The sequence below is a fragment of the Aestuariimicrobium sp. G57 genome, assembly GCF_050110855.1.
Lineage (GTDB): Bacteria > Actinomycetota > Actinomycetes > Propionibacteriales > Propionibacteriaceae > Aestuariimicrobium.
Genome location: NZ_JBNINW010000001.1, coordinates 596,667 through 622,259, shown reverse-complemented (window position 1 = coordinate 622,259; position 25,593 = coordinate 596,667). Strand labels below are relative to the sequence as shown.

Here is a 25,593-nt window from a genome sequence, read left to right as displayed (position 1 = left end):
AGCCCCTAGCAGAAACCTGTCCGTGCGGCTCTCGCAGCCGATCGCCCGCACACGGTAGAGTGGGCTGACGTGGCACTCGCAGACCTGACTGAATCCATCGCCGAACTCGATCACAAACTCAGCTCGATCGAGGCGGTCGCGAACCTCGACGCCAAGCGCGCCGAGATCGCCGACCTCGGTGAGCAGGTCGCGGCACCCAACCTCTGGGACGACGCCGACAATGCGCAGAAGGTCACCTCGCGCCTGAGCGCACTGCAGAACGAGGTCGAGCGTGTCGAGGGACTGCGCTCCCGACTCGATGACGTCTCGGTGCTGCTCGAACTGGCTGCCGAAGAGGCGGACGCCGACTCCGAGGCCGAGGCCGGCTCAGAGATCAAGGCCCTCGACCGTGAGATCACGGCCCTCGAGGTGCGCACCCTGCTGTCGGGGGAGTACGACGAGCGTGAGGCGATGATCACGATCCGCTCCGAGGCCGGTGGCATCGATGCGGCGGACTTCGCCCAGATGCTGCTGCGCATGTACACGCGGTGGGCCGAGCGCCACAACTACAAATTCAACATCTATGACATCTCCTATGCCGAAGAAGCCGGCATCAAGTCGGCCACCTTCGAGGTGAACGCGCCGTTCGCCTATGGCACCTTGTCGGTCGAGGCCGGCACGCACCGCCTGGTGCGCATCTCGCCGTTCGACAACCAGGGGCGCCGCCAGACCAGCTTCGCCGGTGTCGAGGTGCTGCCCGTGACCGAAGAGACCGACCACATCGACATCCCCGAGAATGACATCCGCGTCGACGTGTTCCGCAGCTCGGGCCCCGGCGGCCAGTCGGTGAACACGACCGACTCGGCGGTGCGGCTGACCCACATCCCGACCGGCCTGGTGGTGAGCTGCCAGAACGAGAAGTCGCAGCTGCAGAACAAGGTCGCTGCCATGAAGGTGCTGCAGTCGCGCCTGCTCGAACTGGCCCGCCGCGAGAAGGAGGCCCAGATGAAGGAGCTGAAGGGCGACGGCGGCAACTCCTGGGGCTCGCAGATGCGCTCCTACGTGCTGCACCCGTACCAGATGGTCAAGGACCTGCGCACCGACTACGAGGTCGGCAACCCGGACTCCGTCTTCGATGGTGACATCGACGGCTTCATCGATGCGGGCATTCGTTGGCGCCGCACCGAGCAGGACGCCTGAGCCTGCCGGCCGCGAGGCTCGTCCGGGTGACACGCAGGGCCAGCCTGTTCGCGTGAACCTGGACCTGCGCCTAGACTGACGTGAGCCGGCCTGAGAATCACTCAGGAAACTTCCCCTAGCCGGTGAGGATGCAGTGTGATCACGTTCGAGAACGTCACGAAGTTGTACGAGGGCGGCACCAGACCCGCGTTGAAGAACGTCAATGTCGACATCGACAAGGGCGAATTCGTCTTCCTGGTGGGGCAGTCGGGGTCGGGCAAGTCGACCTTCATCCGCCTCATCCTTCGCGAGTACCGGCCCACGTCCGGCACGATCCATGTGGCGGGCCAGGACCTCAACCGCCTGAGCAACTGGAAGGTGCCGGCGCTGCGCCGCCAGATCGGCACCGTCTTCCAGGACTTCCGGCTGCTGCCGGGCAAGACCGTGCACGAGAACGTGGCCTTCGCGCTGCAGGTGATCGGACGACGCACCGGCGAGATCAACAAGATCGTCCCCGAGACGCTCGAGACCGTCGGGCTGTCGGGCAAGGCCGACCGGCTGCCCGACGAGCTGTCCGGCGGTGAACAACAGCGTGTCGCCATCGCCCGGGCCTTCGTGAACCGCCCGAAGATCCTGATCTGTGATGAGCCGACCGGCAACCTCGACCCGGCCACCAGCGTCGGCATCATGAAGCTGCTCGACCGCATCAACAAGACCGGCACCACGGTCATCATGGCCACGCACGACTCGACCATCGTCGACCAAATGCGTCGCCGGGTGATCGAACTCGACACCGGTTCTGTGGTCCGCGACCAGTTGAAGGGCGTCTACGGCACCGCCTGAGCGGGCCGTGGAAGAAGGGCAGAGCATGCGACACACATTGCGCGAAACCTGGTCGGGGCTGCGACGCAACCTCACCATGACGTTCTCGGTCATCGTCACGATCTGGGTCTCGCTGACCCTGTTCGGCGCGGGCCTGATGGCGATGCAACAGATCGACCTGGTCAAGGGCCGCTGGTACGACAAGATCGAACTGTCGGTCTTCCTGTGCGTCAAGGACTCCTCGGGTGGCAACTGCACCCCCGGGGCTGACACGACGGACGCCCAGCGCGCAGCCATCGATGCGGCGCTCAAGGCCAACCCCGAGGTCGAACGTGTCTACTACGTCACCAAGCAGGAGGCCTACGACGAGTACCGCGAGGTCTTCAAGGACTCACCGCTGCTCGAGACCGTGACGGTCGACCAGATGCAGGACTCCTACAAGATCAAGCTGAAGAACCCCGAGAACTACCAGGGCGTCGTCGCCGAGGCCATGGGTCTGGACGGCGTGCAGAACGTCGTCGACATGCACACGGTGCTCGACCCGATCTTCCGGTGGCTCAATGCCGTGCAATGGGGGGCGATGCTGATGTCGGGCCTGTTGTTGCTGGCTGCGGCCCTGCAGATCGCCAACTCGATCCGCATTGCGGCGTTCTCGCGGCGCCGTGAGCTGGGCATCATGCGGTTGGTGGGTGCGTCGAACCTGTACATCATGGCCCCGTTCCTGCTCGAGAGCCTCGTCACTGGCCTGATCGGTGCGGCGCTGTCGTGTGCCACGCTGGCCCTGGGCTTCGAGCTGATCGTGATGCGCAACGCTCAAGTCTCGATCAAGAGTTTGCAGTGGATTGACTGGTCCCACGCGGGAATTGCCATGGGAGCGGTTGCGGTGGTGGCGATCCTGCTGTCTATCATCCCAACGATTCTGGCAACCAGGAAGTACTTGCGGGTCTAGCCCCGTTCGTACTGGATTGGGGTAACAAAGTGAACCGGGAACTTCCCCCCGCTGAACCCAGTGGCCCGCGCAACAACCACATCAACCATGCTCCCGACTCGGTCCGGACGACCGGCGCGACGCTGCGGCGCCGGGTCGTGCGGGGCCTGCAGGCACTGCTGATCGGCAGCCTCGCGCTGTCGATCGGTGTGGCCCAGTCGGCCCACGCCGATGAGCTCGACGACAAGAAGAAGCAGCTCGACTCGCAGATCCAGCAGTCGAAGAAGGACCTCGAGACCTACAACGCCGACGCGGCCAACGCTGCCCTGGCACTGCAGAACTCCGAGGCCGCGCTCGCCACTGCCGAGAAGCAGTTGGTGGCGGCTGAGGCTGCCGAGACGTCAGCGGCCGCCAAGGACAAGGATGCCGCCGCCGCACTTGTCGTGGCCCAGCAGAAGCTGGCGGCCGCCAAGGACGAAGCCGCCAGGGCTGAGGCCGACGTGCAGGCCTGGATGAAGACAGTCGGCAAGACCGTCGTGCAGACCCAGCAGCAGCGCACCGACCTGCTCGGGCTGGCCGTGCTGACGACGAACCAGGAAATGAGCAGCCTGAACCAGCGCGTGCAGTGGTCGAGGACGCTCATGGACTCGACCCAGGCCAAGCTCGACCGGCTGCGGTCATTGCAGCTGGTCAAGCAGGCCGCCGAGCAGAAGGCAGCCGACGCCGAGGCAGACGTCGCCGCCAAGCGTGAGGCCGCCAAGCAGGCCTACGCCGACGCCCAGAATGCGGCTGCAGCCAGCCAGTCCGCGCGTGACCAGCGCGCGGCCGCCGTCGCCACCAACCAGCAGGCCAAGCAGAACGCCGACGCCCACGTTGCGGCCGAAGAGAAGCGCCAGGCCGACCTGGTCAGCGAGAGCAACTCCGTGGCCAAGCGCATCGCCGACCGTATCGCGGCAGCCAAAGCCGCCGCCGAGCGTGCCGCAGCCGCCAAGAAGAAGGCCGAGCAGGAGGCTGCTGAGGCCGCCAAGCGGGCCGCCGCCGCCCGTGCCGCCGCCGCGAAGGCCAGCGCCGCCAAGAAGGCAGCAGCACAGCGCGAGGCGGATGCGGCCGACGCCGCGGCCGCCGCGGCCAAGAAGCGCGCAGCATCCACCAGCTCAGGCTCGTCCGGTTCGTCGTCGAGCAAGGGGCTCATCTACCCCTCGGGCGCGGTCATCACCTCGCCCTACGGTATGCGCCTGCACCCGATCCTGCGGGTCTGGAAGCTGCACGATGGCACCGACTTCGGCGCCGGCTGCGGCACCCCGATCCGGGCTGCGGCCAGCGGAGTGGTCGAGGAGAAGTACTACAACACCGGCTATGGCAACCGCCTGATCATCGACCACGGGCAGGTCAACGGCCGCTACCTGACCACCGCCTACAACCACGCCACCCACTACATCGTGGGCGTGGGGCAGCGGGTGAGCCAGGGCCAGGTGATCGGCTACGTCGGGTCGACCGGCTACTCGACCGGCTGCCACCTGCACTTCATGGCCTACTCCAACGGTAGCCTGATCAACCCGATGAGCCTCTACTGACCCGATGAGTCTCGACTGAGCCGCCAGCGAAATTCGATCGCGGCATCGTCCGGACCCCACGCTATGGTGGGGTCCGGACTTTTCCATTTCCAAGGAGGTGCGTGGTGCCGCGCGAGAAGGGCCGCAAGCTGGTCGCCCAGAACAAGAAGGCGCGCCACGACTACCACATCGGTGACACGTACGAGGCAGGCATGGTGCTGACCGGCACTGAGGTGAAGTCACTGCGCCAGGGCCGTGCCTCGCTCGCCGATGCGTTCGCAACGGTCGACGACGGTGAGGTGTGGCTGCGCAATGCCCACATCCCCGAGTACGCGTTCGGCACGTGGACGAACCACGCCACCCGCCGCACGCGCAAGCTGTTGTTGAACCGGCGCGAGATCGACAAGCTCGAACGTGAGGTCGCCAACTCCGGACGCACGCTGATCCCGCTGTCGATCTACTTCTCCGACGGCTATGCCAAGGTCGAGATCGCCGTGGCGACCGGCAAGAAGGACTGGGACAAGCGCGAGTCGATCCGCGAGCGCGACGTCGCCCGCGACACCCAGCGCGAACTGGCCGACCGCCAGCGACGCCGCAGGGGCTGAGTCGGCCATGCGGCGTCCCGTCCTGGTCTGCCTGTCGCTGCTGCTCGCCATCGTCGGCTTCATCGGTGGCCCTTCACCGCGCGCTGCTGCAGCGGGGGACACCGTGGACTCATGGGACTTCCAGGTCACGGTGGCCGCGGACGGCCGGGTGCACGTGACCGAGACGCTCGTCTACCGCTTCGGCACGACATCCGGGCGCCATGGCATCATCCGCACGCTGGTGGCCCGTGAACCGTGGGATGCCGACAAGGACGCGGTCTATGGCATCAGCGGTGTCGAGGTGTCGTCACCGGATGCCTCGGCGCAGCACAGCACCACCATGTCCGGAACCGGCCGCAACCGGCTGTTCGCCATCCGCATCGGCTCCCAGGACCGGACGATCACCTCGCCCACAGCCACGTACACCATCAGGTACACCGTGACAGGTGCCCTGCGGTCCAGTGGCGGCTATTCGGAGTTCTACTGGGACCTGCTCTCGGGCGAGGCCCCGAGCACGGCACGTGTCAGCGCCAGGGTCAGCGTTCCCGGTGGTGCGCAGGACGTGGCCTGCTCGAGCGCACCCGCTGGCCAGAACCGGGCCTGCACCAGTGCCGCGCTCAGCAACCAGCAGGCGGTCTTCACCCAACGCCCACGAGCCTCGGGTGAGGTGCTGACGGTGGGGGTGAAGATCGCCGCCGGTGCGGTGCAGCATGCGATGCCCGACCTGGAACCCAGGGCCACCCGCGCCGAGAAGCCGGGGCCACTGGCCGAAGCACCCGGCATCGGGGCTGCGGTGATCCCGATCGGGGCCACGGCGCTGGCCGCCGGGGCCGGGGCGCTGGTGGTGCGCCGACGTGGGCGCGACCTGCGTTACGAGGGGTTGCCGCCGGGGGTGCTGCCGGCCGCGGGCACCCACCCCCGGGCGGTGCCCGACGACAAGGACCTCGAGATCCCGGTGGCCTTCAGCCCACCCAAGGTCCCCGTCGCCGAGGCTGGGTTGCTCGCCGACGGCCAGGTTGACGTACGTGAGACCACGGCCACCCTGGTCGACCTGGCGGTGCGTGGGGTGGTCGAGATGCGTGAGGGCGAATCGGGTGAGTTGATGCTGCGCCAGACCGGCCGCAGCGGCACACTCGCACCCCATGAGGCCGTGCTCGTCGACACCGTCTTCGCGGGGCAGCCCGCAGGGTCGTGGGTCGAGCTCGACGGCGAGGGCTCGTTGAACCAGGCACACAAAGCGCTGGCCGCGTCAGTCACCAACCAGGTGAGCAACCGCGGCTGGTTCACCGAAGTGCCCCGTCCCGGTCGCTCTGCCGGCATCGCCTCGACGCTCGCCGCCGCGGTGTTCGTGGCGTTCGTGCTCTTCGACGTCTCGCTCGTGCGCTGGTGGCCGTGGTTCGCGGCCGCCATCGGTGTGGTCGTGGTGCGCGCCGTCGTGGCGCGGCGGCTGGCACGGGGCCAACGGACCCCGGCCGGTCGTGCGGTGACCGACCAGGTCGAGGGTTTCGAGAAGTACCTCACCACTGCCGAGACCGACCAGTTGGTCTTCGAAGAGGGCGAGGACATCTTCTCGAGGTACCTGCCGTGGGCCATCATCTTCGAGGTCGCGGACCGGTGGGTCGAGGTCTGCGAGCCGTTGATCCAGTCGGGGCGCCTACCAGCGCCGACCTGGGCGGGGCCGGGCCCATTCGACTGGATGCTGGTGAACTCCATGCTTGACACGGTGGCCACATCAGCCTCGCCGGCATCCAGTGACGCCGGCTATTCCGGAACCGGCTTCGGTGGCGGTTCAAGCTTCGGCGGTGGGGACATCTCGTCCGGGGGCGGCGGGGGCGGCGGGTCAGCCAGCTCCTGGTGAGCAGCCCCCGGACGCGATGTCAGTCAGGCAGTCGGTTCACAGGCCGCAGGGTCAGCGCACCGCAACGAGGTCGCAGACGAAGATGAGCGTCTCACCGGGGGCGATGACGCCACCTGCACCGCGGTCGCCGTAGGCCAGGTGCGGCGGGATGACCAGCTGGCGTCGTCCGCCAACCTTCATGCCCGCGACGCCGTCGTCCCAGCCCTTGATGACCTGGCCGGCGCCGAGGCGGAAGGGCAGCGGGGCGCCACGGTTGTAGCTGGCGTCGAACTCCTCACCAGTCGAATAGGCGACTCCGACGTAGTGCACCTCGACGGTCTGGCCCGGGCGGGCCTCTTCGCCGGTGCCCTCGACGAGGTCGGTGATCTGCAGTTCGGTGGGCGCGGGGCCCTCGGGGAAGTCGATCTCAGGCTTCTGGGTCATGCATCGAGCCTAACGGGTCGGCCAGCCGCGTGACAGCTGCTGCGGGAACGGGGTGCTTGGGGGTCTGGTCAGGGTGGGGCCCGATGGTACGGCAGGCAGGGTCAGGCGCACCATGGATACATGAACGCGACCCACGCCTACCAACACAGCTTCGAACATCCCTCGCTCAACCTGCTCGTCACCGACGCCCAGCGCGATCGTGCCGTGAGCTACCTGCAAGAGGCCTACGCCGATGGTCGACTCACCGAGCCGGACTTCGACATGCGGGTGGGCCAGGCGCTCAAGGCACGCACCCGGCGCGAACTGAACGCCGCCTTCGCCGGCCTCGTCCAGGTCACGCCGACGCAGCAGGTCTTCGCCGCGCACCCCGCCTACCTGCCGGTGGTCAGCCAGAACTCCGACAGTGGCAGTGGACGCGCCGCAGCAGGTCTGGCACACCTGTCGACGATCCCGATGCCGCTGCTCGGCCCCGGCATCTTCTACGCGGTCACGGCCAAGGGCTCCTATGCCCGCAGCCAGGCAGCGAAAGCCTTCAACTTCCAGCTGTTCGCACTGGTCATCGCCGCAGGCCTTGGCCTGTTGAGCAACCTGGTGGGCGTCTTCGACGCGCTGGGCGGCATCTGGATGTTCGCCTGGTTCGTGCTCACCATCGTGGGTGCGGTGAAGGCGTTCAGCGGTGAGCCGTGGCGCAACCCGATCATGAAGAAGGTGCCGTTCGCGGTGCTGGACGAGCGGATGCCGCGAGCGCTGGGCCGCTGACGCCCGGCCGACCACCACACGGGTCGCGTTCAACCAAAGCCGGTGGTGGCCGCTTCGGTGACCGGGTAGTATTGGTAGACGACACCGGCTCAGGTCGGTGACAACTCAACAGGGGGTGACTGGTTTCGACTTGGGACGGTAGTCCCAGGGGAAGCGGGCCGAGAATCCAGAGTCAACTCGTAAATGTCCTCTGGAAACCAATAAGTGCCAACTCAAAGCGCACTGACTTCGCTCTCGCTGCCTGAGCAGTGACCGAAGGGTCAGCCCGGATGTAGCCTTCCGTCCGGATCCTGGCCTCATCAAGGAGGCTTGCTGATCAGCCTGCGTCGCAGGGGCTGATCGGGACTTTACTGTGACTGGGCCTGTCTGCACATGCCGACGTGAGTGCAGGGGCCGAGCAGAACGCAACGTCGGATGCGCCCGGAGAAGCCCTGGTTCGCCTCTTGAGGACGCGGGTTCAATTCCCGCCACCTCCACACAACCTGCTGAGACATGCGGCCCCCGGTCCTCCACGGACCGGGGGCCATTGTGCTTGATGGGGTCGGCGCGGGGCGAGGTCGGCGCGTGCCGACCGGTGGGCGGACGGACGTGGAAGGATGGAAGGGTGACGATGCCATCGGGACCCAGAGCAGGTGAGCTGCTCGTGGCCACCGCCGCTCACGGGGGTGGCTATTTCAAGCAGACCGTGATCTACCTCTTGGACGCCGACGAGAGCGGCGCCCTTGGCGTCGTGCTGAACCGGCTGGCCCCCGCCGACCTGGACGAGGTGCTGCCCCAGTGGGGTGACCTGGTGAGCCCCCCTCGCGCCCTGTTCGCCGGCGGCCCGGTCTCACCCAACGGGGCGGTCTGCGTCGCCAAGCTGGGCAACCCGGACGAAGACCCGCCCGGGTGGCGGCGCGTGAACGGTGACGTCGGGCTGTTGCACCTCGACACGCCCGTCGAGATCGCCGAGGGCGCATATTCCGACCTGCGCATTTTCGCGGGGTACGCCGGCTGGGAGGCGGGCCAGCTCGAGGGTGAACTGCTGCAAGGGTCGTGGCACCGGTTCGCCTCGACCGAGGCTGACGTGTTCGGCACCCACCAGGACGACCTGTGGCGCCGTGTGCTGCGTCGGCAGGGTGGCGACACCGCGTGGTTCGCCAGCTACACCGACGATCCCGAACTCAACTGAACCTCGTCCCGGCGGGAACCGGACAGACCCTGCGAACGTCCCACCATGCGTTGTGCGGGTGACGTTGTACGGGGTGACCCTGACGGTTGTCTAGTGTGGTGACGAGTCTTCACGGAGGTGCCGGGTGACACGATGGAGGGAGTTGGAGGGCTTGAGCCTCGACGACGAATTTGACGAGTTCGACCCGGTGGCCGCCCCAGTTCTGGGCATCGATGCTGACGTCGCCGACGAGACCGGGGACGATGACCTCAGCTTGTTGGTGCGCCCCAACGAACCGTGGACGCCGGAGGCGGGATTCCCCGACACGTTCGGCGTGCTGCGCCTGTGGGTGGACGACACGAAGCTCATCACCAAGGTGCGGCTGAGCCCGTCGTGGCGCGAGAAGCTCGGCAAGCGGCCGCTGACCCACGCCTTTGCACAGGCGTTCTCGTTCATCAACAGCTACGACCCCGACACCTCGGACAGTGGGCTGCTCGACACGGACAAGTCGCGAGAGGCCAAGTACCCGCTCTCGTGGGACCGACTTGACCACCTGACCCGCGAGAGCGCCCGCGTGAGCGATCGGATCGACACCTTGGGTGACGGTGGCCGGGGGCACTGGGAAGGCAAACCGGCGGTGGGTGAATCGCCCGACCGGCTGGCGGCCATCGAGCTGACACTCGAGGGTGACCTTGCCAGTGTGGTGTTCCACCCCCAGAAGCTGGACGAGGCACGTATTCGCCAGGTGACCGACGCGGTCGTTCGCGCCCACGCCAACGCCCGTGCCAACTTTGTCCCGGGCCGCTACGTGCCTGGGGAACGCGATGAACTGACTGCGCAACTCAATGACATTCGCCAAGAAATGCTGGCCATGATGAGACGAGGATTCCGATGACGGAGGGTTTCATGAACCACCAGAACGACGAAGACAAGTTGAAGCGCGCTCAGGAGAGCGGCGTTGAGGGTTATCGCGCCGACTCCGACGACGTGCTGGGTGACCTCGACATCTACGAGGCCATGCTCGACCCGAACGGCGCTGCCGGTGGTAAGGGCAGCGGCGGTCCCGGTGGGTCGCCGATGATGATGCCGCCGATGGGCATGGGCGGCGGGGCTGGTGGCGCTGCAGGCGCCGGGCGCATGCCCCTGGGTGGCGCCATGGGCGCCGGTGGCGGTGTCGGCGGCCTGGGCACCTCGCCTGCCGGCATGGGTGCCGGCGGTGGGCTTCCCGGCGCCGGTGGCGGCGTCCCGGGTGGCGGTGGCCTGCCCGGTGGGGTTGGTGGCGGCATCGGTGGTGGTGCGGCCGGCGTTGGTGGCCTTGGCCTGGCCGGCGGCGGCATCGGCGGTGGCACGCTCGCTGCCAGTGGTGGCGGTGCGAGCGGTGGCATCGACACCGATGGCGACGGCATCGCTGACACCTTCGCAGGCGGCGGCATCGACACCGATGGCGATGGCGTGCCTGACATCTTCCCCGGTGACCCCGGTTACCCCGGCTCAGGTGGCGTCCCGGGTGGCGGCGTGCGCCTGCCCGACGGCGGCATCGACACCGATGGTGACGGGGTGGCGAACTACTACCCGCCCGGTGTGACACCGCCCGGCGGGGGTTCCTACACCGGTGGCGGCATCAACCCTGGCGGCGGTACGAATCCTGGTGGCTACCCCACCGAGACCACCCCCATCACCCCGGGAACCACACCCGGTGGTGGAAGCCTGCCCGGCTCGGGTGGCACCGGAATCGGAACCACCCCCGGCACGGGCACCATGCCTTCGGGCAGCATCCCGTCCGGTTCGGGAGGCTTGTCCACGAGCCCGAGCGGTCTGCCTTCGGGCACCGGGTCGGGATCGGGTCTACCGTCCGGTACGGGCACGGGATCGGGGGGCCTGCCCAGTGGGGGCGGTGCGGGTGCAGGCACCGGGGGCGGCAGTGGCAACATCGCGGCCGACCCCGAGCAGATCGACAAGACCGCAGGCGGGTGGGGCGGAATGTCCCAGGACATGAATGACGCAGCTACGTCGATCCAGTCGCTGGCCGCATCCGGCGACGAGTTCGGTTTCGCCCACTCCATCGTCGCCCCCAACTACAACACGCTGCAGTCGACGACGAACACGTGGAGCACGAACGGCAGCCAGGCCTTCACCGAGATCTCCGAGAAGCTGACCGCGGACGCTGCGGGCTACCGGGACATCGCCACCGAACAGATCGCTGCCGCCGGCACGATTAACGACTGACGACTGGAAGGAAGTACGAGATGCCACAGACAATCACGGTCCACCTCGCTGAGGGCTACGAGTCGCAGGTCGAGTACAACTCCATCGGCGAGTGCCGGGCCAAACTGCAGCTGATCGGCACCGAGCTGACCAGCTGCAAGACCAACGATGATGCTGAGGCCAAGGCTGGCGTCGAGATCGCTGCCTGCGAGAACCAGGACGAGCTCTACAGCCAGGCCAACGAGCTCAAGACGGCGGCCGACAACGCGCTCACCGCCATCTGGAACACGTTCACGACGCATTTCGAGCCCAAGTCGCAGACGATCCAGAACCTGGTCGACCGTGGCAAGAACTGGAGCAAGGTGGGCCTGCAGCTTGACCAGATCCAGGGCCACGTGCAGCAGCACCTCATGCTGGACGAGTGGAGCTCCAAGGGTGCCCAGGAGTACAAGAACGCGCTGCCCAAGCAGCAGAATGCCCTGAACGAGCTCGAGGAGCTGTGCTACCGCCAGCAGCAGGTCTGCTCGTCGGGTGCAGCCATCAATGCGGGCATCTTCGCGGCCACCTACACCTCGTTCGTGCAGGTGTTGGCGGCCATCAAGAACAAGAACTCGTCGTTCAGTGGTTTCGCGCCGGGGCGCGGCGGTTATTCCGCCACCTATTACACCAGGACCGCGAACGCCAAGGCGCAGTTGGAATCGCTCAAGACGTGGATCGAAACGATCGTGACCACGCGCGGCGACTGGTCGAATTCGGCCCAGATGGTCGCCGACGACATCCCCACGGTGCAGTCCTCGGTGGCCAACCTGGAAGCCGGCGGCGTGTGGCCCGACCCCAAGTCTGCGAACGCCGCCGACGCCAACGTCGACGACCAGACCAGCTCGACGGGCCGCGGCAATGCCTCGTCCGGTACCACGGGTTCGGGGAGCGGCATCAACCTCTGACACCTGAGCGGCAAACCGGCTGCTGCACCCCCGGGCCACAGGTCCGGGGGTGCAGTGCTGCACGTCTGCTACGAGGCGTAGTATTTGAATGTGAGCCGAAAATTCCCCGAGCCCCAGTGCCCCGTTCGTCCCGGCGACCCGTGCAGCTTGTGCTACCCGGGTGCCACCGGGCCGCAGGACTGCGGACTGGTCTGGCAGGTGCAGCAGGATCCCGACCTGCAGGAACGGCTCGCCGAGTTGCGACGTGCCCATGCCGAGAAGCGCCGCCGCCAGCGGGCAGCCGCCCTGTGAGGTTGCTGAAACCCTCGAGGTGACCCCCGGGCCATCAAGAATGGTGTCAGCAAAGGAGGGGTCATGGTGACCTGGGCTGACCTTGATGACGCGGGCTCGGATGACGCAGCCGACGACGGCCTCGAGCGGGTGGGCGACCCCAGGGTTGCCGATGACAACCCCACCCCCACTGGCCACGACAAGTCGGACGACGAGCTGCCCGTCGATGACTACCCCGACGCTGACCGTGGACCGGGCGAGACAGATTACCCCGATGACCTCGACGTGCCCGAGGGCGAGCAGTGGTCGAAAGAGATGGGCTTCCCGGACCAGGACGGCGTGGTGCGCATCTGGGTGGACGATTCGGCGCTGATCGAACGCGTACGGCTGTCGCTGCACTGGCGCAACCACCTTGGTGACCAACCCCTCGAGCAGTCATTTGCTGTCTGCTTCATGCTGATCAACAACTATCACCGGGTGGCGCAGCGCAGGACGCTCGACTTCTTCGCCGATGGTCCCGAGGCCGACCAGCCGCTGTCCTGGGACGCCCTGCGCGGCATCCGCGCGCGGCAGCAAGAGGTCCAGGGACAGCTCGACGCGCTGGGCGAGGGCGGGCAGACCGAACTGCAGGGCGAGCCGACGCTGGGCTCCGGTGCGAAGGGAAGGGTCCGGTTGGGGCTGAACCTCGTCGGCCAACTGGCCGGGGTCCACTTCGACCGACAGTGGCTCGCCCGGGCGCGGGTCAAAGAGATCGGCGATGCCGTCATCGAGGCCCACGCCGATGCCCGCAGCAGGTTTGTGCCGGCGCAGGTCGTCGTGGGCGAGCGTGAGCGCCTGACCAATGAGCTGTCCGACCTGCGCGACCAGACCTTGGCATTGATGCGGCGAGGCTTTTTCTGAGACCTGGGCAGGGTTTCGCCATCTCGGTATCAGAACACATACCACCTTGCTCATTCACAGCAATGGGCTGACACCCACGAGCACCGGTAACACAAGGGGAAGCAATGACAGAGCAGGGACCCGAGGACATGAGGCGGCGCAGCACCCTGGCTGGATTCCAGGGCATCACGGCCGACAGCGACGACTGGCTGCATGACATCGAGCATGACGAGCAGCGCATCGACCCAAATCGTGAGGTAGGGCGCACCGGTCAGGGGGGTGGCAGCCCCATGATGATGCCCCCGATGGCTGCGGGTGCCGGTGGCGCTGCAGGCGCCGGCGGTGGTGCAGGCCTGGGCGCAGGTGCGGCACTGGGGGGAGCGGGCCTTGGTGCTGCTGGACTGCGGGGCGGCTTCGTGGGCGGCCCCGGAACAGCGAGCGCCGGCGCGGGTGGCGGCGGCATTGGCGGCATCGGCGGTGGTCCTGGAGGCATCGGGGCTGGCGGCGGCGCCGGGCTGGGTGGTTCCGGGCTCGGTGGGTCCGGCTTCGGCGGCACCATGGCTGCCAGCAGCGGTGCCGGTGGGGCGGGCATCGACACCGACGGTGACGGCAATCCGGACACCTTCGGCCCCAACCCCGGTGCCCGCGGTGGCTACCCGGGCTCCGGTGGCATCGACACCGACGGCGACGGCATTCCGGACAGCTTTGGTGGCCCCTACCCCGGGGGGCCGGGAGCGCCCGGCAACCCGGGCGACAGCGGCAACATCAACGCCGACGCCGACGCGATCGAGAACAGTGCGAAGGAATGGGCGTCCCTGTCGGACCGCATGCAGTCGTTGAATTCCACCATTGCGTCTCGAGCCACCACTGCGTCCGAGTTCGGATTCGTCACCAATCCCAACGAGAAGTACAACCAGATGACCTCGGCGATCACCGCGTGGTCGCACAACGGTGCCACCGAATTCTCTGTCTTCCACAACAAGTTGGTCCAGGATGCCAACGCCTACCGGGCCATCGAGCGGGCCGGTGCCGCGTCCACAAGCCTCATCACGAAGGAGTTGTGAGCATGTACACGCTGCTGCCCGGGGGCACGCTGCAAGATGTCCGTGACGCCCTTACCGCACTGTTCACCACCCAGTCGAGCGTGTGGTCGTCCGAGCACCAGGTGGCTCGGGATGCGGTCAACAAGCTCGATTGGCGACACTGCGCGGACAAGAAGCGGTTCTGGCGAGAGGTGGACCGGCTCGAACGCAAGTTGGCCGGTGAGGTGCGCCAGTTGCAGCAGACCTACCGGCTGCACTTCCAGCCCAAGGACTCAGTGCCTGAGAAGTTGATGGCGAACCACCATGAGCCGTGGGGCCAGATCCTGGCCGAGGCCGCCTCGATCGAACAGGACCTGATGCTCTTCACGAGCGCCGAGACGTGGCAGTCCAAGGGCGCCGACATCTACAAGGCCGCCCAGCCGGCCCAGCTCAAGGCACTGCGTGAGCTGCAGGGGGTCGCGATCGCCAACCAGCAGGCGGTCGAGGACGTGGCGATGTTGAATGCCGCCATCTTCGAGGTCACCCAGCAGACGATCGACCTCGTCGCCCAGGACATCCTGGTCGACGCCGGCGAGCAGGCCGGCAAGCAACGCGACACGGACTGGTTCGGGTTCGGCTCGGGCAACGTGAAGGGTTACTACTTCCAGGCCTCGTGGAACGCTGCCGCGCGGCTGCGCCAGCTCGACGAGTGGATGATCATGATCGCTGATGCGTCCGCGTCGCCGTGGGCGGGCGGGGCGACCGAACTTGGCACGGCCATCAAGCAGGTCGAGGATTCGCCGGCCAACCTCGGCCCCGAAGGCTACTGGCCGCCGGCCATCGCCCAGACCACCCCCGACGCCCACACCGGTGCGCTCGGGCAGGTCGCCGCCGGCCAGGGGCTGACGCATGGCAGCACCCAGCGTGAAGGCTCTGGTGTCAAGCTGCGCTGACCCCCACCGACGTCCCCTCATTCCTGGTGCCGGTCGCCGCGCGTGTCGCGGCGACCGGCCCTTTGCACTGTGATGGCTACGATGGACAGGTCCCGCAGCAGTGACGCACGTGAAGGAGGTTGACACATGCCGGAGTCAGGACGCGGACAGCGGCACCACGTGCTTGTGGTCGATGATGACGCCGCGCTCGCCGAGATGCTGCAGATCGTGCTCGAACAAGAGGGTTTCGCCGCATCATGGTGCAACACCGGGCTGCGGGCTGTGCAGGTGTTCCGTGAGGTGCGCCCCGACCTGGTGCTGCTCGACCTGATGCTTCCGGGGCGCGACGGCGTACAGATCTGCCGCGAGATCCGTGCCGAGTCGGGCGTGCCGATCATCATGCTCACGGCCCGCACCGACACCCGGGACGTCGTGACGGGGCTCGAGGCCGGGGCCGATGACTACGTCTCGAAGCCCTTCAAGCCCAAGGAACTGCTCGCCCGGATTCGTACCCGCCTGCGTCGCTTCGAGCCGGACACGGCCATCGCGGACACCTACACCATCGGCGACCTGGTGATCAGCACACGGGGACACAGCGTCAAGCGCGGCGGGCAGTCCATCAGCCTCACCCCGCTCGAGTTCGACCTTCTCCTGGCGCTGGCGCGTCGTCCGAACGAGGTGTTCAGCCGTGACGAGCTGCTCGAAAGGGTCTGGGGCTACCGGCATTCAGCCGACACCCGGCTGGTCAACGTGCACGTGCAGCGCCTGCGATCCAAGATCGAGAAAGACCCGGAGCGGCCCGAGATCGTGGTGACCGTGCGCGGGGTCGGGTACAAGGCGGGCGAGCCGTCCCGCGAGCGCTGAGCGTGCCATGAGGCTGTGGTCGGTGCCGGGGCGGTTGTGGCGCTCGTCGCTGCCGCTGCGCATCATCAGCTCGACACTGCTCGGCTCCGTGGTGGTGCTGCTGCTCGGCGGCGCCCTGCTGATGCGGGTGGTCAGTGATGGTGTGCAGCAGGGCAAGCGTGAGTCAGCAGTGACCGAAGCCAGCGTCGCGCTGGAACGACTGCAGCAACAGCTCAGCGACACCGACCTGCAGACCGCGTCGATCTATGACAGGTTGGGCCAGTTGGCCGACGAGGTGGGCGCACGGCCGAACCAGTACTACCTGCTGATCCAGGGCCCGGTCTCGGGGTTCGTGGCGCCCGGTATCCGCGCCGAGAGCATTCCCAACAACCTGGTCGGCACGCTGACACGCGAGCAGCGAGGCATGTGGGTGACCAACACCCTGGTGCAGTTCACCGATGACCGCCAGCCGGTGCCGGGACTTGTGGTGGGGGGTCTGCTGTTCAACCCGAATGGGGCCGATTCCTATCCGGTCTACTTCGTCTTCCCGATGGAACGCGAGCAGGCGACGATCGACCTCGTGGAGCGGGCGGTGCTGGCGGCCGGGGGACTGCTGCTGGGACTCTTGACTCTGATCGCCGTGCTGGTGTCGCGCCAGGTGGTGCGACCGATCCGGCAGGCGAGCGTGACCGCCAGTGCCCTGGCCGACGGGCACCTCGACGAACGCATGGCCGTCCGTGGTACTGACGACCTGGCCAGTCTGGCGAAGTCGTTGAACCACATGGCCAGCGAGTTGCAGTCGCAGATCGTGCAGCTCGAGGGGCTGTCGCGGGTGCAGCAGCGCTTCGTCGCCGATGTCAGCCATGAGCTGCGCACACCACTGACGACCGTCCGCATGGCCGCCGAGCTGATCCACGAGGCACGCTGGGAACTCACCCCCTCGCTGCGTCGCTCGGCCGAGCTGCTGCATGCCGAACTTGACCGGTTCGAAGACCTGCTGGCCGACCTGCTCGAGATCAGTCGCTTCGACGCGGGTGCCGCGGTGCTGACCCTTGACGAGACCGACGTGGTCGGCCTGGTGCGTGACGAGGTGGCGGCGCAACAGCCGTTCGCGCGCAGTGCGGGGTCGGACATCGTGCTGCGTGCGCCCGAGGGCGCCACCGCGGTCGTCGACGGGCGTCGCATCCGCAGGGTGCTGCGCAACCTGGTCACCAATGCCATCGAGCACGGTGAGGGCCGGCCCATCGAGATCACCGTGGCGGCCGACGACCACGCCGTCGCGGTCACCGTGCGTGACCACGGGGTGGGCTTCGAGGCCAGCCAGGCACGCGAGGTCTTCCACCGGTTCTGGCGGGCCGACCCGAGCCGCGCACGGCGGGTCGGGGGCACGGGGCTCGGGCTGGCCATTGCCATGGAGGATGCCCACCTGCACGGCGGCTGGCTGGCCGCCTGGGGGCGTCCCGGGCAGGGCGCACAGTTCAGGCTCACGGTGCCGCGTACCGCGGGCGGGGTGCTTCATTCCTCGCCGCTCGCCTTGATGCCGTCCGACTACGGCGTGCCACGCGCAGCGCTGATGCCCGGCCCGACCCGGGAGGCGACGACATGAGCATTCCCACCCCGGCCCGGGCCTTCGCCATCGTCCTTGCCGTGCTGCTGGTGTTCACGTCCTGTGCCCGGATCCCCACCACGGGGCCGGTGCAGCAGGTGGGGCCGAGCCCGTCCAGTCGTCCGACCGTCGGTATCGACATCGATGCGCAACCTCCCGTCCCCGGGGCTGACCCCGACCTGGTGCTCGCCGGGTTCCTCGCGGCCATGTCAACGTTCGAACCCGACTATGCCTCGGCCAGGCTGTACCTGACCCCCGAGGCGGCGAAGATCTGGGACCCCGATGCCGGCACGACGATCTACCAGTCAGAGGGCACGCGGCCGATCATCTCGCCCACCTCGGCGTCGCTCAACGTGCCGCTGGTGGGGCGTCTTGACGCCGCCGGCCGGTACACACCCGCCCAGGACCGGTTGCTGCTCGACTTCGGCATGCAGCACGTCGGCGGCGAGTGGCGCATTTCGCAGCCACCGACAGGCCTGTTGATCGCCAAGTACGTCTTCGACCGGTACTACGTACCGCTCAAGGTGGCCTTCCTCGCGGCAGATGGCTCGCGCTTCGCCCATGAGCAGGTCTACCTGCACCGGGACGCCCTGACACCGACCACGGCCGTGAAGGCGCTGCTGGCGGGTCCCTCACCGTGGTTGGCACCGGCCGTCACCACGGCCGTGCCCGGCGACACGCGGTTGAGCGCGAACGCGGTGACCGTCACCGATGGCATCGCCGAGGTGTCGCTGACCGAGCAGGTGGCCTCGTTGACCGAGCAGCAGCGCAGCCAGCTGGCCGCGCAGCTCGTGGCGACGCTGGAGCAGTTCGACCAGGTGCGCGGGGTGCGGGTGCTGACCAATGGCCAGCCGCTGCCGGTGCGCGGCCAGGGAAGCGATGGGGTGGTCACCCGGGCGATGTTCTCGGGCTTCGACCTGTTGGACGGGCAGACCGACGCCCCGGTCCACGTGGCCGCGGGTGGTCGGCTCGGCGTCGTCGACAACGGTCAGGTCGTCCACCTTCAGGGGGTCTTCGGGCAACCCAACTGGGGCGGTGTGCCGGGCACCTTTGCGGTGCAGCGCAACGGCGGGATGATCGGTGTGGTCAACGACAAGTCCACGGCGCTGTATGTGGCCGCCCGCGATGCGACGCGGCTGACCGCCACGGTGGCGGGCACCAGGCTGGTGCGGCCGCAGGTGCGCGATGACGGGTCGGTCTGGACGATCGACCATGCCGGTGGCGTCCCCACCCTGGTCTCGGTCTCGGTCACCGGCACCGTCGGGCGCCACCCGATCGGGGAACTGCGGGGGCGCACCGTCGTCTCGTTCCGCATCTCGCCCGACGGCACCCGGATTGCGCTGCTGCTCGCCAATGGGCAGGGCACCGACTTCGGCCTCGTCCGGTTGCGGGGTACTGACAGGGTGACGGTCGACGGGTGGCGCAAGGTCGCGGTGAACTCGTCGTCGGGCCCGCTTGGCAGTGCCCGGGACGTCGTCTGGGCCGACCCCGAATCGGTGCAATTGCTCGCCGCGGTCAATTCCTCGGGTGCCTTCAACATCTACCTGGTCCGCGCCGACGGAGCAGTGGTCGAGAACCTCGGCCCGATCGGTGCAAGCGGTGCCCCGGTGGCCTTGTCGGCCTTCCCCCGCCGGCAGGGCATGACCTCGGTCTACCTGGCCGATTCCGGGGCCGTGTTCCGTTTCGAGGGTGCCTATCGGTGGCAGCGCTTCGTCACCGACGTCACTGCGGTGGCGCTGCCAGGCTGAGTGCGGCCTGTGGACAACGCGGTTCAGATGGGCCGTCGACGGTTCACAGTGGGTGCCATGCGCACCCTTGACGCCCTCGCCGACCTGTTGCTCGGTGCCAGCTGCCCCGGCTGCCGGCGTCCCGGTTGGGGAATGTGCCCCAACTGCCTGTCGCTGGTCGCGCTGCCCGCACGGCGTGCCGAGGTCGGTGGGGTGCCCGTGGTCGGGTTGACGAGTTACCAGGGCGCAGGTGGCAGCCTCGTGCGGGCGCTGAAGGACCACGGGTCGTGGGGCGTGGCGGGTTGCTGCGGTCCCGGCCTTCGCCAGGCGGTGGACGAGCTGCTGCTGGCCACCGGAACCGCAGACTCGGTGGCCGTGGTGCTGGTACCGGTGCCGTCGTCGCCGGCTGCCGTGGCCCGGCGCGGCTTCGACCACGGCCGGGCGCTGGCCAGGGCGGCACGCAGGCGGGGCACAGGTCGTCCGGGTGACAGCGTGACCGCAGCGCTGCGCCGCACCCGCACACTGGCCGACCAGGCAGGCCTCGACATCGCCGAACGGGCACGCAACCAGCGCAGCAGCATGAGCGCGACCCCGCCGGCGCGCCCGGGCATGCGTGCCGTCATCGTCGACGACGTGTGCACGACGGGGGCCACGATCGCCGAGGCGGCGAGGGCGCTCCGTGGCGCAGGTTGGCGCGTGCAGGGGGCTGTGGTGGTGTGCGTGACCGAACGGATTCATCCGTCACCCAGTTATGGCAACAAATAGGTGAAATCCGCGTGACGCGGGGGTAGCGTGTCTGCATGGTACGAACCACCAGCCACCCCGCTCCGGCGGGTGGGTTGCGGGGTTCGTGCCCTTTTTTGTGCCAGCGGGCATCCGCGACAAGGAAGGGTGCCCGGGGGCAGACAGCAGCACCGACCACATGTTGGTGCACGATCCCAGGAGGTCGCCATGGACATCATCGTGAGTGGGCGCCACTGCCACGTCAGTGACTCCATTCGTGAGCAGGTCAGCGAGCGCATCGCCACCGTTGAACGGTTCAAGAACCGGGTGCAGCGGGTCGAGGTCGAGTTCACCGTGAACGAGACCAAGGGCTCGCCCGACCAGACGGTCGAAGCCGAGATCACCTTGCGCAGCAAGGGTCCGGTGGTGCGCGCTGAAGCCACCGCCGAAGACAAGATGGTCGCCTTTGACAAGGCCATGGAGCGCCTGAAGACCCAGTTGCGCCGTGCCAGCGACCGGCGCAAGCACCACAAGGGACTGCGCCAGCACAACGGGGTGCTCAGCCACCCTGACGTTGAGGCCTACGAGCCCCTGGTCGAGCCCGCAACCGAGGCCGATGACAACGACGACACCTTCACGGTGGCAGGCGTCACCGTCACCGGGGACGGCCCCTTCGTCGTCAAGGAGAAGCAGTTCGACGCCAACCCGCTCACCCTCGCCCAGGCCCTGGACGAGATGGAACTGGTCGGCCACGACTTCTTCCTCTACCAGGACGCCGACACGGGTCGACCGAGCGTCGTCTACCGCCGCAAGGCCTACGACTACGGCGTGATCCACCTCAACGTCGGCTGAGCACCATGATCGGCTGAGCAAATCTGCCGGGGGGCGTCCGCGAGGGCGCCCCCTCGCCGTCCGCGGTGGGCGTAGCCTGATCCGCATGCCCGCGACGCCGCCCATCCTCACCATCGACCAGGCCCGCCGCATCGCACTGCACGCCCAGGGCTTCGGGCGGCCACGACCTGCGGCCGATGCGCCGCGCCGCGAGGTCACCCGGCGGCAGGTGCAGCAGCTGATCACCCGCCTCGGGCAGTTCCAGATCGACACGATCAACGTGGTCGAGCGCGCCCACTACTTTCCGGTCTATTCGCGCCTGGGCGCCTATGACAAGGGGTTGCTCGACCGGGCCCTCGACACCGCCCCACGCCGCCTGTTCGAGTACTGGGGCCACGCCGCCAGCCTGGTCGACATCGAACTGCAACCGGCGCTGCGGCTGAAGATGGCCCGCAACCCGTGGCCGGGCGGCGACCGCACCCTCGAACGCCACCCCGGGTTGGACGAGCATGTCCTGGCCGAACTCGAGGCCCGCGGCCCACTCACCCCGCGCCAGATCGACCACGACGAGGGGGAGCGCCGCCGCGAGCACTGGGGCTGGAACTGGTCGGCGGTCAAGCATGTGCTCGAGGGGCTGTTCACCGCCGGCAAGGTCACCGTGGCGGGGCGCAACAACGCGTTCGAGCGCCGCTACGACCTGCCTGACCGCGTGCTGCCGGCGCACATCATCGCGAGCCCGACCCCCAGCCCCGACGACCAGGTGCTCGCCCTCGTGCGGCGCGCCGCACGGGCACTCGGCGTGGCCACGCTCGGCTGCCTCACCGACTACTTCCGGCTCAAGCGGGCCGAGACGACCGCAGCCCTCGCACGGCTGGTGGCCAGCGGTGAACTGGTGCCCGTCGTCGTCGAGGGCTGGGCGCGCCCCACGTGGTTGTGGCATGAACACCTCACGGCGTCCGGGCAGGTCAGGGTGCCGGGACCGGTTCGTGCACGCGCGCTGGTCAGCCCGTTCGACTCGCTCATCTTCGAACGCACCCGCACGCTGGAACTGTTCGGTTTCTTCTACCGCATCGAGATCTACGTGCCCGAGGCCCGCCGCCAGCACGGCTACTACGTCTACCCGTTCCTGCTCGGTGAACGGTTCGCCGCCCGGGTCGACCTGAAGGCCGACCGGGCCAACGGCGCGATCGTCGTGAAGGCTGCCTGGTTCGAGCAGGGCGCGGCACAGCCCCCGTCCGACGTGGCCACAGCGCTCGCCGACGAACTGCGCGAACTGGGCCGCTGGACCGGTTGCCCCCGCATCGTGGTGCACCCGCGTGGCGACCTGAGCGGCGAGCTGGCCGCTGCGCTCGTCCGCGACGACGTGGCGGCTGGTCCGCTACCGCGTAGCCTCTAGGATGGAACGGTGCCATCCCGCGGGTGCGGGAACTGCGTGCCCTGACACAGGACAAGGAAGCCAAGCGTGAGCTTTATCGATCGTCTGCTCAACACCGGCGACGGGAAGATGCTGAAGAAGCTGTCCCGGATCGCCGACCAGGTGAACTCCATCGAAGAGGACTTCGAGGAGATGACTGATGCCGAGCTGCGCGAACAGACCGACGAGTTCAAGGACCGCCTCGAGGATGGTGAAACCCTCGACGACATCCTGCCCGAGGCCTTCGCCGTGGTGCGTGAGGCAGCCAGCCGGGTGCTCGACAAGCGCCACTTCGACGTGCAGATCATGGGTGGTGCCGCCCTGCACCTGGGCAATATCGCCGAGATGAAGACCGGTGAGGGCAAGACGCTGGTCGCGACGCTGCCGTCATACCTCAACGCGTTGTCGGGCAAGGGCGTGCACGTGGTCACCGTGAACGACTACCTGGCGCGCTACCAGTCCGAGCAGATGGGTCGCGTGCACCACTTCCTGGGCCTCGACACCGGCGTGATCCTGACATCGATGACGCCTGCCGAGCGACGCCGCGCCTACAACGCCGACATCACCTATGGCACCAACAACGAGTTCGGCTTCGACTACCTGCGTGACAACATGGCGCTGTCGAAGGACGAACTGGTGCAGCGCGGCCACAACTTCGCCATCGTCGACGAGGTTGACTCAATCCTTGTGGACGAGGCACGTACCCCGCTGATCATTTCCGGCCCGGCCGAGGACAACCAGCAGTGGTACCCCGAGTTCGCCAAGCTCGTGCTGCGCCTCAAGCGCGACCGTGACTACGAAGTGGACGAGAAGAAGCGCACCGTCTCGGTGTTGGCCCCTGGCATCGCCGCCGTCGAGGACCGCCTGGGCATCGAGAACCTGTACGAGGCCGCCAACACGCCACTGATCGGCTACCTGAACAACGCCATCAAGGCCAAGGAACTGTTCAAGCGCGACAAGGACTACGTCGTCATGGAGGGCGAGGTGCTCATCGTTGACGAGCACACCGGCCGCACCCTGGCTGGTCGTCGCTACAACGAGGGCCTGCACCAGGCGCTCGAGGCGAAAGAGAGTGTGCAGATCCGCGACGAGTACCAGACGCTCGCGACGATCACGCTGCAGAACTACTTCCGAATGTACGACAAGCTTTCGGGTATGACCGGCACGGCCAAGACCGAGGAGTCGGAGTTCCAGAAGATCTATGGCCTGGGTGTCATCCCGATCCCGACCAACAAGCCGATGATCCGCGAGGACCAGAAGGACCTGATCTTCCGCACCGAGGCGGCCAAGTTCAACGCAATCATCGAAGATGTTGCCGAGCGCCACGAAGAGGGCCAGCCGGTGCTGATCGGTACCGCGTCGGTCGCGAAGTCCGAGAAGATTTCGCAGCTGCTGCGCGCGGAAGGCATTGAGCACAAGGTGCTCAACGCGAAGCACCATGAGTCCGAGGCCACGATTGTCGCCATGGCCGGACGCAGGGGTGCCGTCACCGTGGCCACCAACATGGCCGGTCGTGGTACCGACATCATGCTGGGCGGCAATGCCGAGTTCCTCGCCGACCTGGTGCTGCAGGAAAAGGGCCTCGACCCCGTCGAGACCCCGGACGAGTACGAGGCGGCCTGGGACGAGGCGCTGGAGTCGATTGAGGAGCAGACCGAGGCTGAACACGAAGAGGTTGTCGAACTCGGCGGCCTGTACGTGATCGGCTCGGAGCGCCACGAGTCGCGCCGTATCGACAACCAGCTGCGTGGTCGATCCGGTCGTCAGGGTGACCCGGGCGAGAGCCGGTTCTACCTGTCGCTGCAGGACGAACTGCTGCGGTTGTTCCAGCCCGAGGTGATCGAGCGGGCCATGGTCACCCTCAAGGTGGCCGACGACCAGCCCATCGAACACCGCTGGATCAATTCCTCGATCGAGAACGCCCAGAAGCAGGTCGAGGCGCAGAACTTCGAGATGCGCAAGAACGTGCTGAAGTACGACGACGTGATGAACCGCCAGCGTCACGCCATCTATGGCGACCGCCGGCAGGTGCTCGACGGCACCGATGTCGAGGAACAGCTGCGCGACACCGTGAGCCGGGTCGTCGAGGACACCGTGCGCGGCCGCACCGAGGGCTTCCACGACGAGTGGGACCTGGAGCAGTTGGTCACTGACCTCAAGACGCTCTACCCGGTGGGGCTGTCGATGGACGAGATCGAGGAGACCACCGAGCAGGATGCGTTGGTCGAGCTGTTCGTCGATGATGCCCAGGCCGCCTATGACAAGCGTGAAGAGGCCCTCGGCGAGGACACCATGCGTGAACTCGAACGCCAGGTGCTGCTGACCGTGCTCGACCGCAAGTGGCGCGAACACCTGTACGAGATGGACTACCTGCGCGAGGGCATCGGCCTGCGCGCCATGGCGCAGCGCGACCCGTTGGTGGAATACCAGCGCGAGGGCGGCAACATGTTCAACGCCATGATGGAAGCGTTCATGGAGGAGGTCGTCGGCTACCTGTTCAACCTCGAGGTGAAGACCGAGGTCGAGGGCGTCGGACTGCAGGCCCAGCCTGCGATGCCTGCGGTTGCCGCTGCGGACGACGAGGGCGACGGGCAGCAGCCGCCCACCGAGCGCAAGCCGCTGGCGAAGGGCCTGGGCGCGCGCAAGTCGTCGAGGCTGACCTACAGCGCACCGGACGAGCAGGGTGAGGCCGAACAGGTCAACGAGCCGAATGGCGCGGCCCGCACCTCACGCCGTCGCCGTTCCTCGGCCCCGGTCAAGAAGACGGCCCCGGCGAAGACGACCGCGGCGAAGGCTGCCGCCTCGAAGCGTCCGGTGGCCGTGAAGGCTGCCCCTGCCACCGAGGACGCGGCCGAGGGGTCGAACCGCAAGGCGTTCGAGGGCACCGGCCGCAACCAGCCGTGCCCCTGTGGCTCGGGCAAGAAGTACAAGCTCTGCCACGGGGCCTGATGAAGCACGGGGC

Annotated in this window: 23 protein-coding genes, 1 other RNA gene and 1 pseudogene; 24 read left to right on the top strand and 1 reads right to left on the bottom strand. The window is 67.6% G+C overall.

Annotated features, from left to right (window positions below):
* Positions 1-69 precede the first annotated feature (69 nt).
* The 6 genes from prfB to ACQCX5_RS02850 all read left to right on the top strand — a co-directional run bounded on the left by prfB (position 70) and on the right by ACQCX5_RS02850 (position 6,903).
* Positions 70-1,179: a peptide chain release factor 2 gene (gene prfB, locus ACQCX5_RS02875; protein WP_434540474.1), complete on the top strand. Its 1,110-nt coding sequence runs from the start codon at positions 70-72 to the stop codon at positions 1,177-1,179.
* 135 nt (positions 1,180-1,314) lie between these two features.
* Entirely contained in the window at positions 1,315-2,001 is a 687-nt protein-coding gene (gene ftsE, locus ACQCX5_RS02870) for a cell division ATP-binding protein FtsE (protein WP_434540473.1), read from the top strand.
* Positions 2,002-2,026: 25 nt separating this feature from the next.
* The gene (gene ftsX / locus ACQCX5_RS02865; RefSeq protein ID WP_434540472.1) at positions 2,027-2,929 is read left to right on the top strand and encodes a permease-like cell division protein FtsX; all 903 of its coding nucleotides are present in this window, start codon (positions 2,027-2,029) and stop codon (positions 2,927-2,929) included.
* A 29-nt stretch (positions 2,930-2,958) separates the two neighbouring features.
* Entirely contained in the window at positions 2,959-4,482 is a 1,524-nt protein-coding gene (locus tag ACQCX5_RS02860) for a M23 family metallopeptidase (protein ID WP_434540471.1), read from the top strand.
* 104 nt (positions 4,483-4,586) lie between these two features.
* On the top strand, positions 4,587-5,066 hold the full coding sequence (smpB, locus tag ACQCX5_RS02855) for an SsrA-binding protein SmpB (protein WP_434540470.1): 480 nt from the start codon (positions 4,587-4,589) through the stop codon (positions 5,064-5,066).
* A gap of 7 nt (positions 5,067-5,073) precedes the next feature.
* Positions 5,074-6,903 (top strand): DUF2207 domain-containing protein, encoded by a 1,830-nt coding sequence (locus ACQCX5_RS02850; protein ID WP_434540469.1) that lies wholly within the window; start codon positions 5,074-5,076, stop codon positions 6,901-6,903.
* A 51-nt stretch (positions 6,904-6,954) separates the two neighbouring features.
* Here ACQCX5_RS02850 and ACQCX5_RS02845 read toward each other — a convergent pair whose 3' ends face one another.
* Positions 6,955-7,326 (bottom strand): FKBP-type peptidyl-prolyl cis-trans isomerase, encoded by a 372-nt coding sequence (locus ACQCX5_RS02845; RefSeq protein ID WP_434540468.1) that lies wholly within the window; start codon positions 7,324-7,326, stop codon positions 6,955-6,957.
* Positions 7,327-7,446: 120 nt separating this feature from the next.
* Between ACQCX5_RS02845 and ACQCX5_RS02840 the strand changes: the two genes are divergently transcribed.
* The 18 genes and pseudogenes from ACQCX5_RS02840 to ACQCX5_RS02755 all read left to right on the top strand — a co-directional run bounded on the left by ACQCX5_RS02840 (position 7,447) and on the right by ACQCX5_RS02755 (position 25,580).
* Entirely contained in the window at positions 7,447-8,085 is a 639-nt protein-coding gene (locus ACQCX5_RS02840) for a DUF1707 and DUF4870 domain-containing protein (protein ID WP_434540467.1), read from the top strand.
* A gap of 111 nt (positions 8,086-8,196) precedes the next feature.
* Positions 8,197-8,564, top strand: a transfer-messenger RNA (tmRNA) gene (ssrA, locus tag ACQCX5_RS02835).
* A gap of 131 nt (positions 8,565-8,695) precedes the next feature.
* The gene (locus ACQCX5_RS02830) at positions 8,696-9,256 is read left to right on the top strand and encodes a YqgE/AlgH family protein (RefSeq protein WP_434540713.1); all 561 of its coding nucleotides are present in this window, start codon (positions 8,696-8,698) and stop codon (positions 9,254-9,256) included.
* A 151-nt stretch (positions 9,257-9,407) separates the two neighbouring features.
* On the top strand, positions 9,408-10,130 hold the full coding sequence (locus ACQCX5_RS02825; RefSeq protein WP_434540466.1) for a hypothetical protein: 723 nt from the start codon (positions 9,408-9,410) through the stop codon (positions 10,128-10,130).
* Positions 10,127-11,461 (top strand): hypothetical protein, encoded by a 1,335-nt coding sequence (locus ACQCX5_RS02820; RefSeq protein ID WP_434540465.1) that lies wholly within the window; start codon positions 10,127-10,129, stop codon positions 11,459-11,461. Before ACQCX5_RS02825 ends, ACQCX5_RS02820 begins: the two co-directional genes overlap by 4 nt.
* 20 nt (positions 11,462-11,481) lie before the next feature.
* Complete coding sequence (locus tag ACQCX5_RS02815) at positions 11,482-12,384, top strand: hypothetical protein (protein ID WP_434540464.1); 903 nt, start codon at positions 11,482-11,484, stop codon at positions 12,382-12,384.
* Positions 12,385-12,474: 90 nt separating this feature from the next.
* Complete coding sequence (locus ACQCX5_RS02810) at positions 12,475-12,675, top strand: DUF6767 domain-containing protein (protein WP_434540463.1); 201 nt, start codon at positions 12,475-12,477, stop codon at positions 12,673-12,675.
* Between the two features lie 63 nt (positions 12,676-12,738).
* A complete protein-coding gene (locus ACQCX5_RS02805) occupies positions 12,739-13,554 on the top strand; it encodes a hypothetical protein (RefSeq protein WP_434540462.1) in 816 nt (271 codons plus the stop codon).
* 104 nt (positions 13,555-13,658) lie between these two features.
* Positions 13,659-14,597 carry a hypothetical protein gene (locus ACQCX5_RS02800; RefSeq protein ID WP_434540461.1) on the top strand — a complete coding sequence of 313 codons (939 nt, stop codon included), beginning with the start codon at positions 13,659-13,661 and terminating at the stop codon, positions 14,595-14,597.
* A 2-nt stretch (positions 14,598-14,599) separates the two neighbouring features.
* On the top strand, positions 14,600-15,508 hold the full coding sequence (locus ACQCX5_RS02795) for a hypothetical protein (protein WP_434540460.1): 909 nt from the start codon (positions 14,600-14,602) through the stop codon (positions 15,506-15,508).
* Positions 15,509-15,634: 126 nt separating this feature from the next.
* Positions 15,635-16,351 carry an MtrAB system response regulator MtrA gene (gene mtrA, locus ACQCX5_RS02790; protein WP_434540459.1) on the top strand — a complete coding sequence of 239 codons (717 nt, stop codon included), beginning with the start codon at positions 15,635-15,637 and terminating at the stop codon, positions 16,349-16,351.
* 76 nt (positions 16,352-16,427) lie between these two features.
* The gene (gene mtrB / locus ACQCX5_RS02785; protein WP_434540712.1) at positions 16,428-17,936 is read left to right on the top strand and encodes an MtrAB system histidine kinase MtrB; all 1,509 of its coding nucleotides are present in this window, start codon (positions 16,428-16,430) and stop codon (positions 17,934-17,936) included.
* On the top strand, positions 17,933-19,684 hold the full coding sequence (locus ACQCX5_RS02780; RefSeq protein ID WP_434540458.1) for an LpqB family beta-propeller domain-containing protein: 1,752 nt from the start codon (positions 17,933-17,935) through the stop codon (positions 19,682-19,684). The genes mtrB and ACQCX5_RS02780 overlap by 4 nt, the downstream gene beginning before the upstream one ends.
* A gap of 57 nt (positions 19,685-19,741) precedes the next feature.
* Positions 19,742-20,428, top strand: coding sequence for a ComF family protein (locus tag ACQCX5_RS02775; protein ID WP_434540457.1), 687 nt, complete (start codon positions 19,742-19,744; stop codon positions 20,426-20,428).
* 186 nt (positions 20,429-20,614) lie between these two features.
* Complete coding sequence (hpf, locus tag ACQCX5_RS02770) at positions 20,615-21,238, top strand: ribosome hibernation-promoting factor, HPF/YfiA family (RefSeq protein WP_434540456.1); 624 nt, start codon at positions 20,615-20,617, stop codon at positions 21,236-21,238.
* A gap of 85 nt (positions 21,239-21,323) precedes the next feature.
* The gene (locus ACQCX5_RS02765) at positions 21,324-22,613 is read left to right on the top strand and encodes a winged helix-turn-helix domain-containing protein (protein WP_434540455.1); all 1,290 of its coding nucleotides are present in this window, start codon (positions 21,324-21,326) and stop codon (positions 22,611-22,613) included.
* 75 nt (positions 22,614-22,688) lie between these two features.
* Positions 22,689-25,455, top strand: a pseudogene (gene secA / locus ACQCX5_RS02760) (preprotein translocase subunit SecA).
* The gene (locus ACQCX5_RS02755) at positions 25,446-25,580 is read left to right on the top strand and encodes an SEC-C metal-binding domain-containing protein (RefSeq protein ID WP_434540454.1); all 135 of its coding nucleotides are present in this window, start codon (positions 25,446-25,448) and stop codon (positions 25,578-25,580) included. Before secA ends, ACQCX5_RS02755 begins: the two are co-directional and overlap by 10 nt.
* Positions 25,581-25,593 lie beyond the last annotated feature (13 nt).

Bases quoted from the DNA above. Each gene is read 5' to 3' on its own strand.
- ftsX (WP_434540472.1), top strand. From the start codon at position 2,027: ATGCGACACACATTGCGCGAAACCTGGTCGGGGCTGCGACGCAACCTC.
- ACQCX5_RS02850 (WP_434540469.1), top strand. From the start codon at position 5,074: ATGCGGCGTCCCGTCCTGGTCTGCCTGTCGCTGCTGCTCGCCATCGTC.
- ACQCX5_RS02845 (WP_434540468.1), bottom strand. From the start codon at position 7,326: ATGACCCAGAAGCCTGAGATCGACTTCCCCGAGGGCCCCGCGCCCACC.
- ACQCX5_RS02840 (WP_434540467.1), top strand. From the start codon at position 7,447: ATGAACGCGACCCACGCCTACCAACACAGCTTCGAACATCCCTCGCTC.
- ACQCX5_RS02830 (WP_434540713.1), top strand. From the start codon at position 8,696: ATGCCATCGGGACCCAGAGCAGGTGAGCTGCTCGTGGCCACCGCCGCT.
- ACQCX5_RS02820 (WP_434540465.1), top strand. From the start codon at position 10,127: ATGACGGAGGGTTTCATGAACCACCAGAACGACGAAGACAAGTTGAAG.
- ACQCX5_RS02815 (WP_434540464.1), top strand. From the start codon at position 11,482: ATGCCACAGACAATCACGGTCCACCTCGCTGAGGGCTACGAGTCGCAG.
- ACQCX5_RS02805 (WP_434540462.1), top strand. From the start codon at position 12,739: ATGGTGACCTGGGCTGACCTTGATGACGCGGGCTCGGATGACGCAGCC.
- ACQCX5_RS02800 (WP_434540461.1), top strand. From the start codon at position 13,659: ATGACAGAGCAGGGACCCGAGGACATGAGGCGGCGCAGCACCCTGGCT.
- ACQCX5_RS02795 (WP_434540460.1), top strand. From the start codon at position 14,600: ATGTACACGCTGCTGCCCGGGGGCACGCTGCAAGATGTCCGTGACGCC.
- mtrA (WP_434540459.1), top strand. From the start codon at position 15,635: ATGCCGGAGTCAGGACGCGGACAGCGGCACCACGTGCTTGTGGTCGAT.
- ACQCX5_RS02780 (WP_434540458.1), top strand. From the start codon at position 17,933: ATGAGCATTCCCACCCCGGCCCGGGCCTTCGCCATCGTCCTTGCCGTG.
- ACQCX5_RS02775 (WP_434540457.1), top strand. From the start codon at position 19,742: ATGCGCACCCTTGACGCCCTCGCCGACCTGTTGCTCGGTGCCAGCTGC.
- hpf (WP_434540456.1), top strand. From the start codon at position 20,615: ATGGACATCATCGTGAGTGGGCGCCACTGCCACGTCAGTGACTCCATT.
- ACQCX5_RS02765 (WP_434540455.1), top strand. From the start codon at position 21,324: ATGCCCGCGACGCCGCCCATCCTCACCATCGACCAGGCCCGCCGCATC.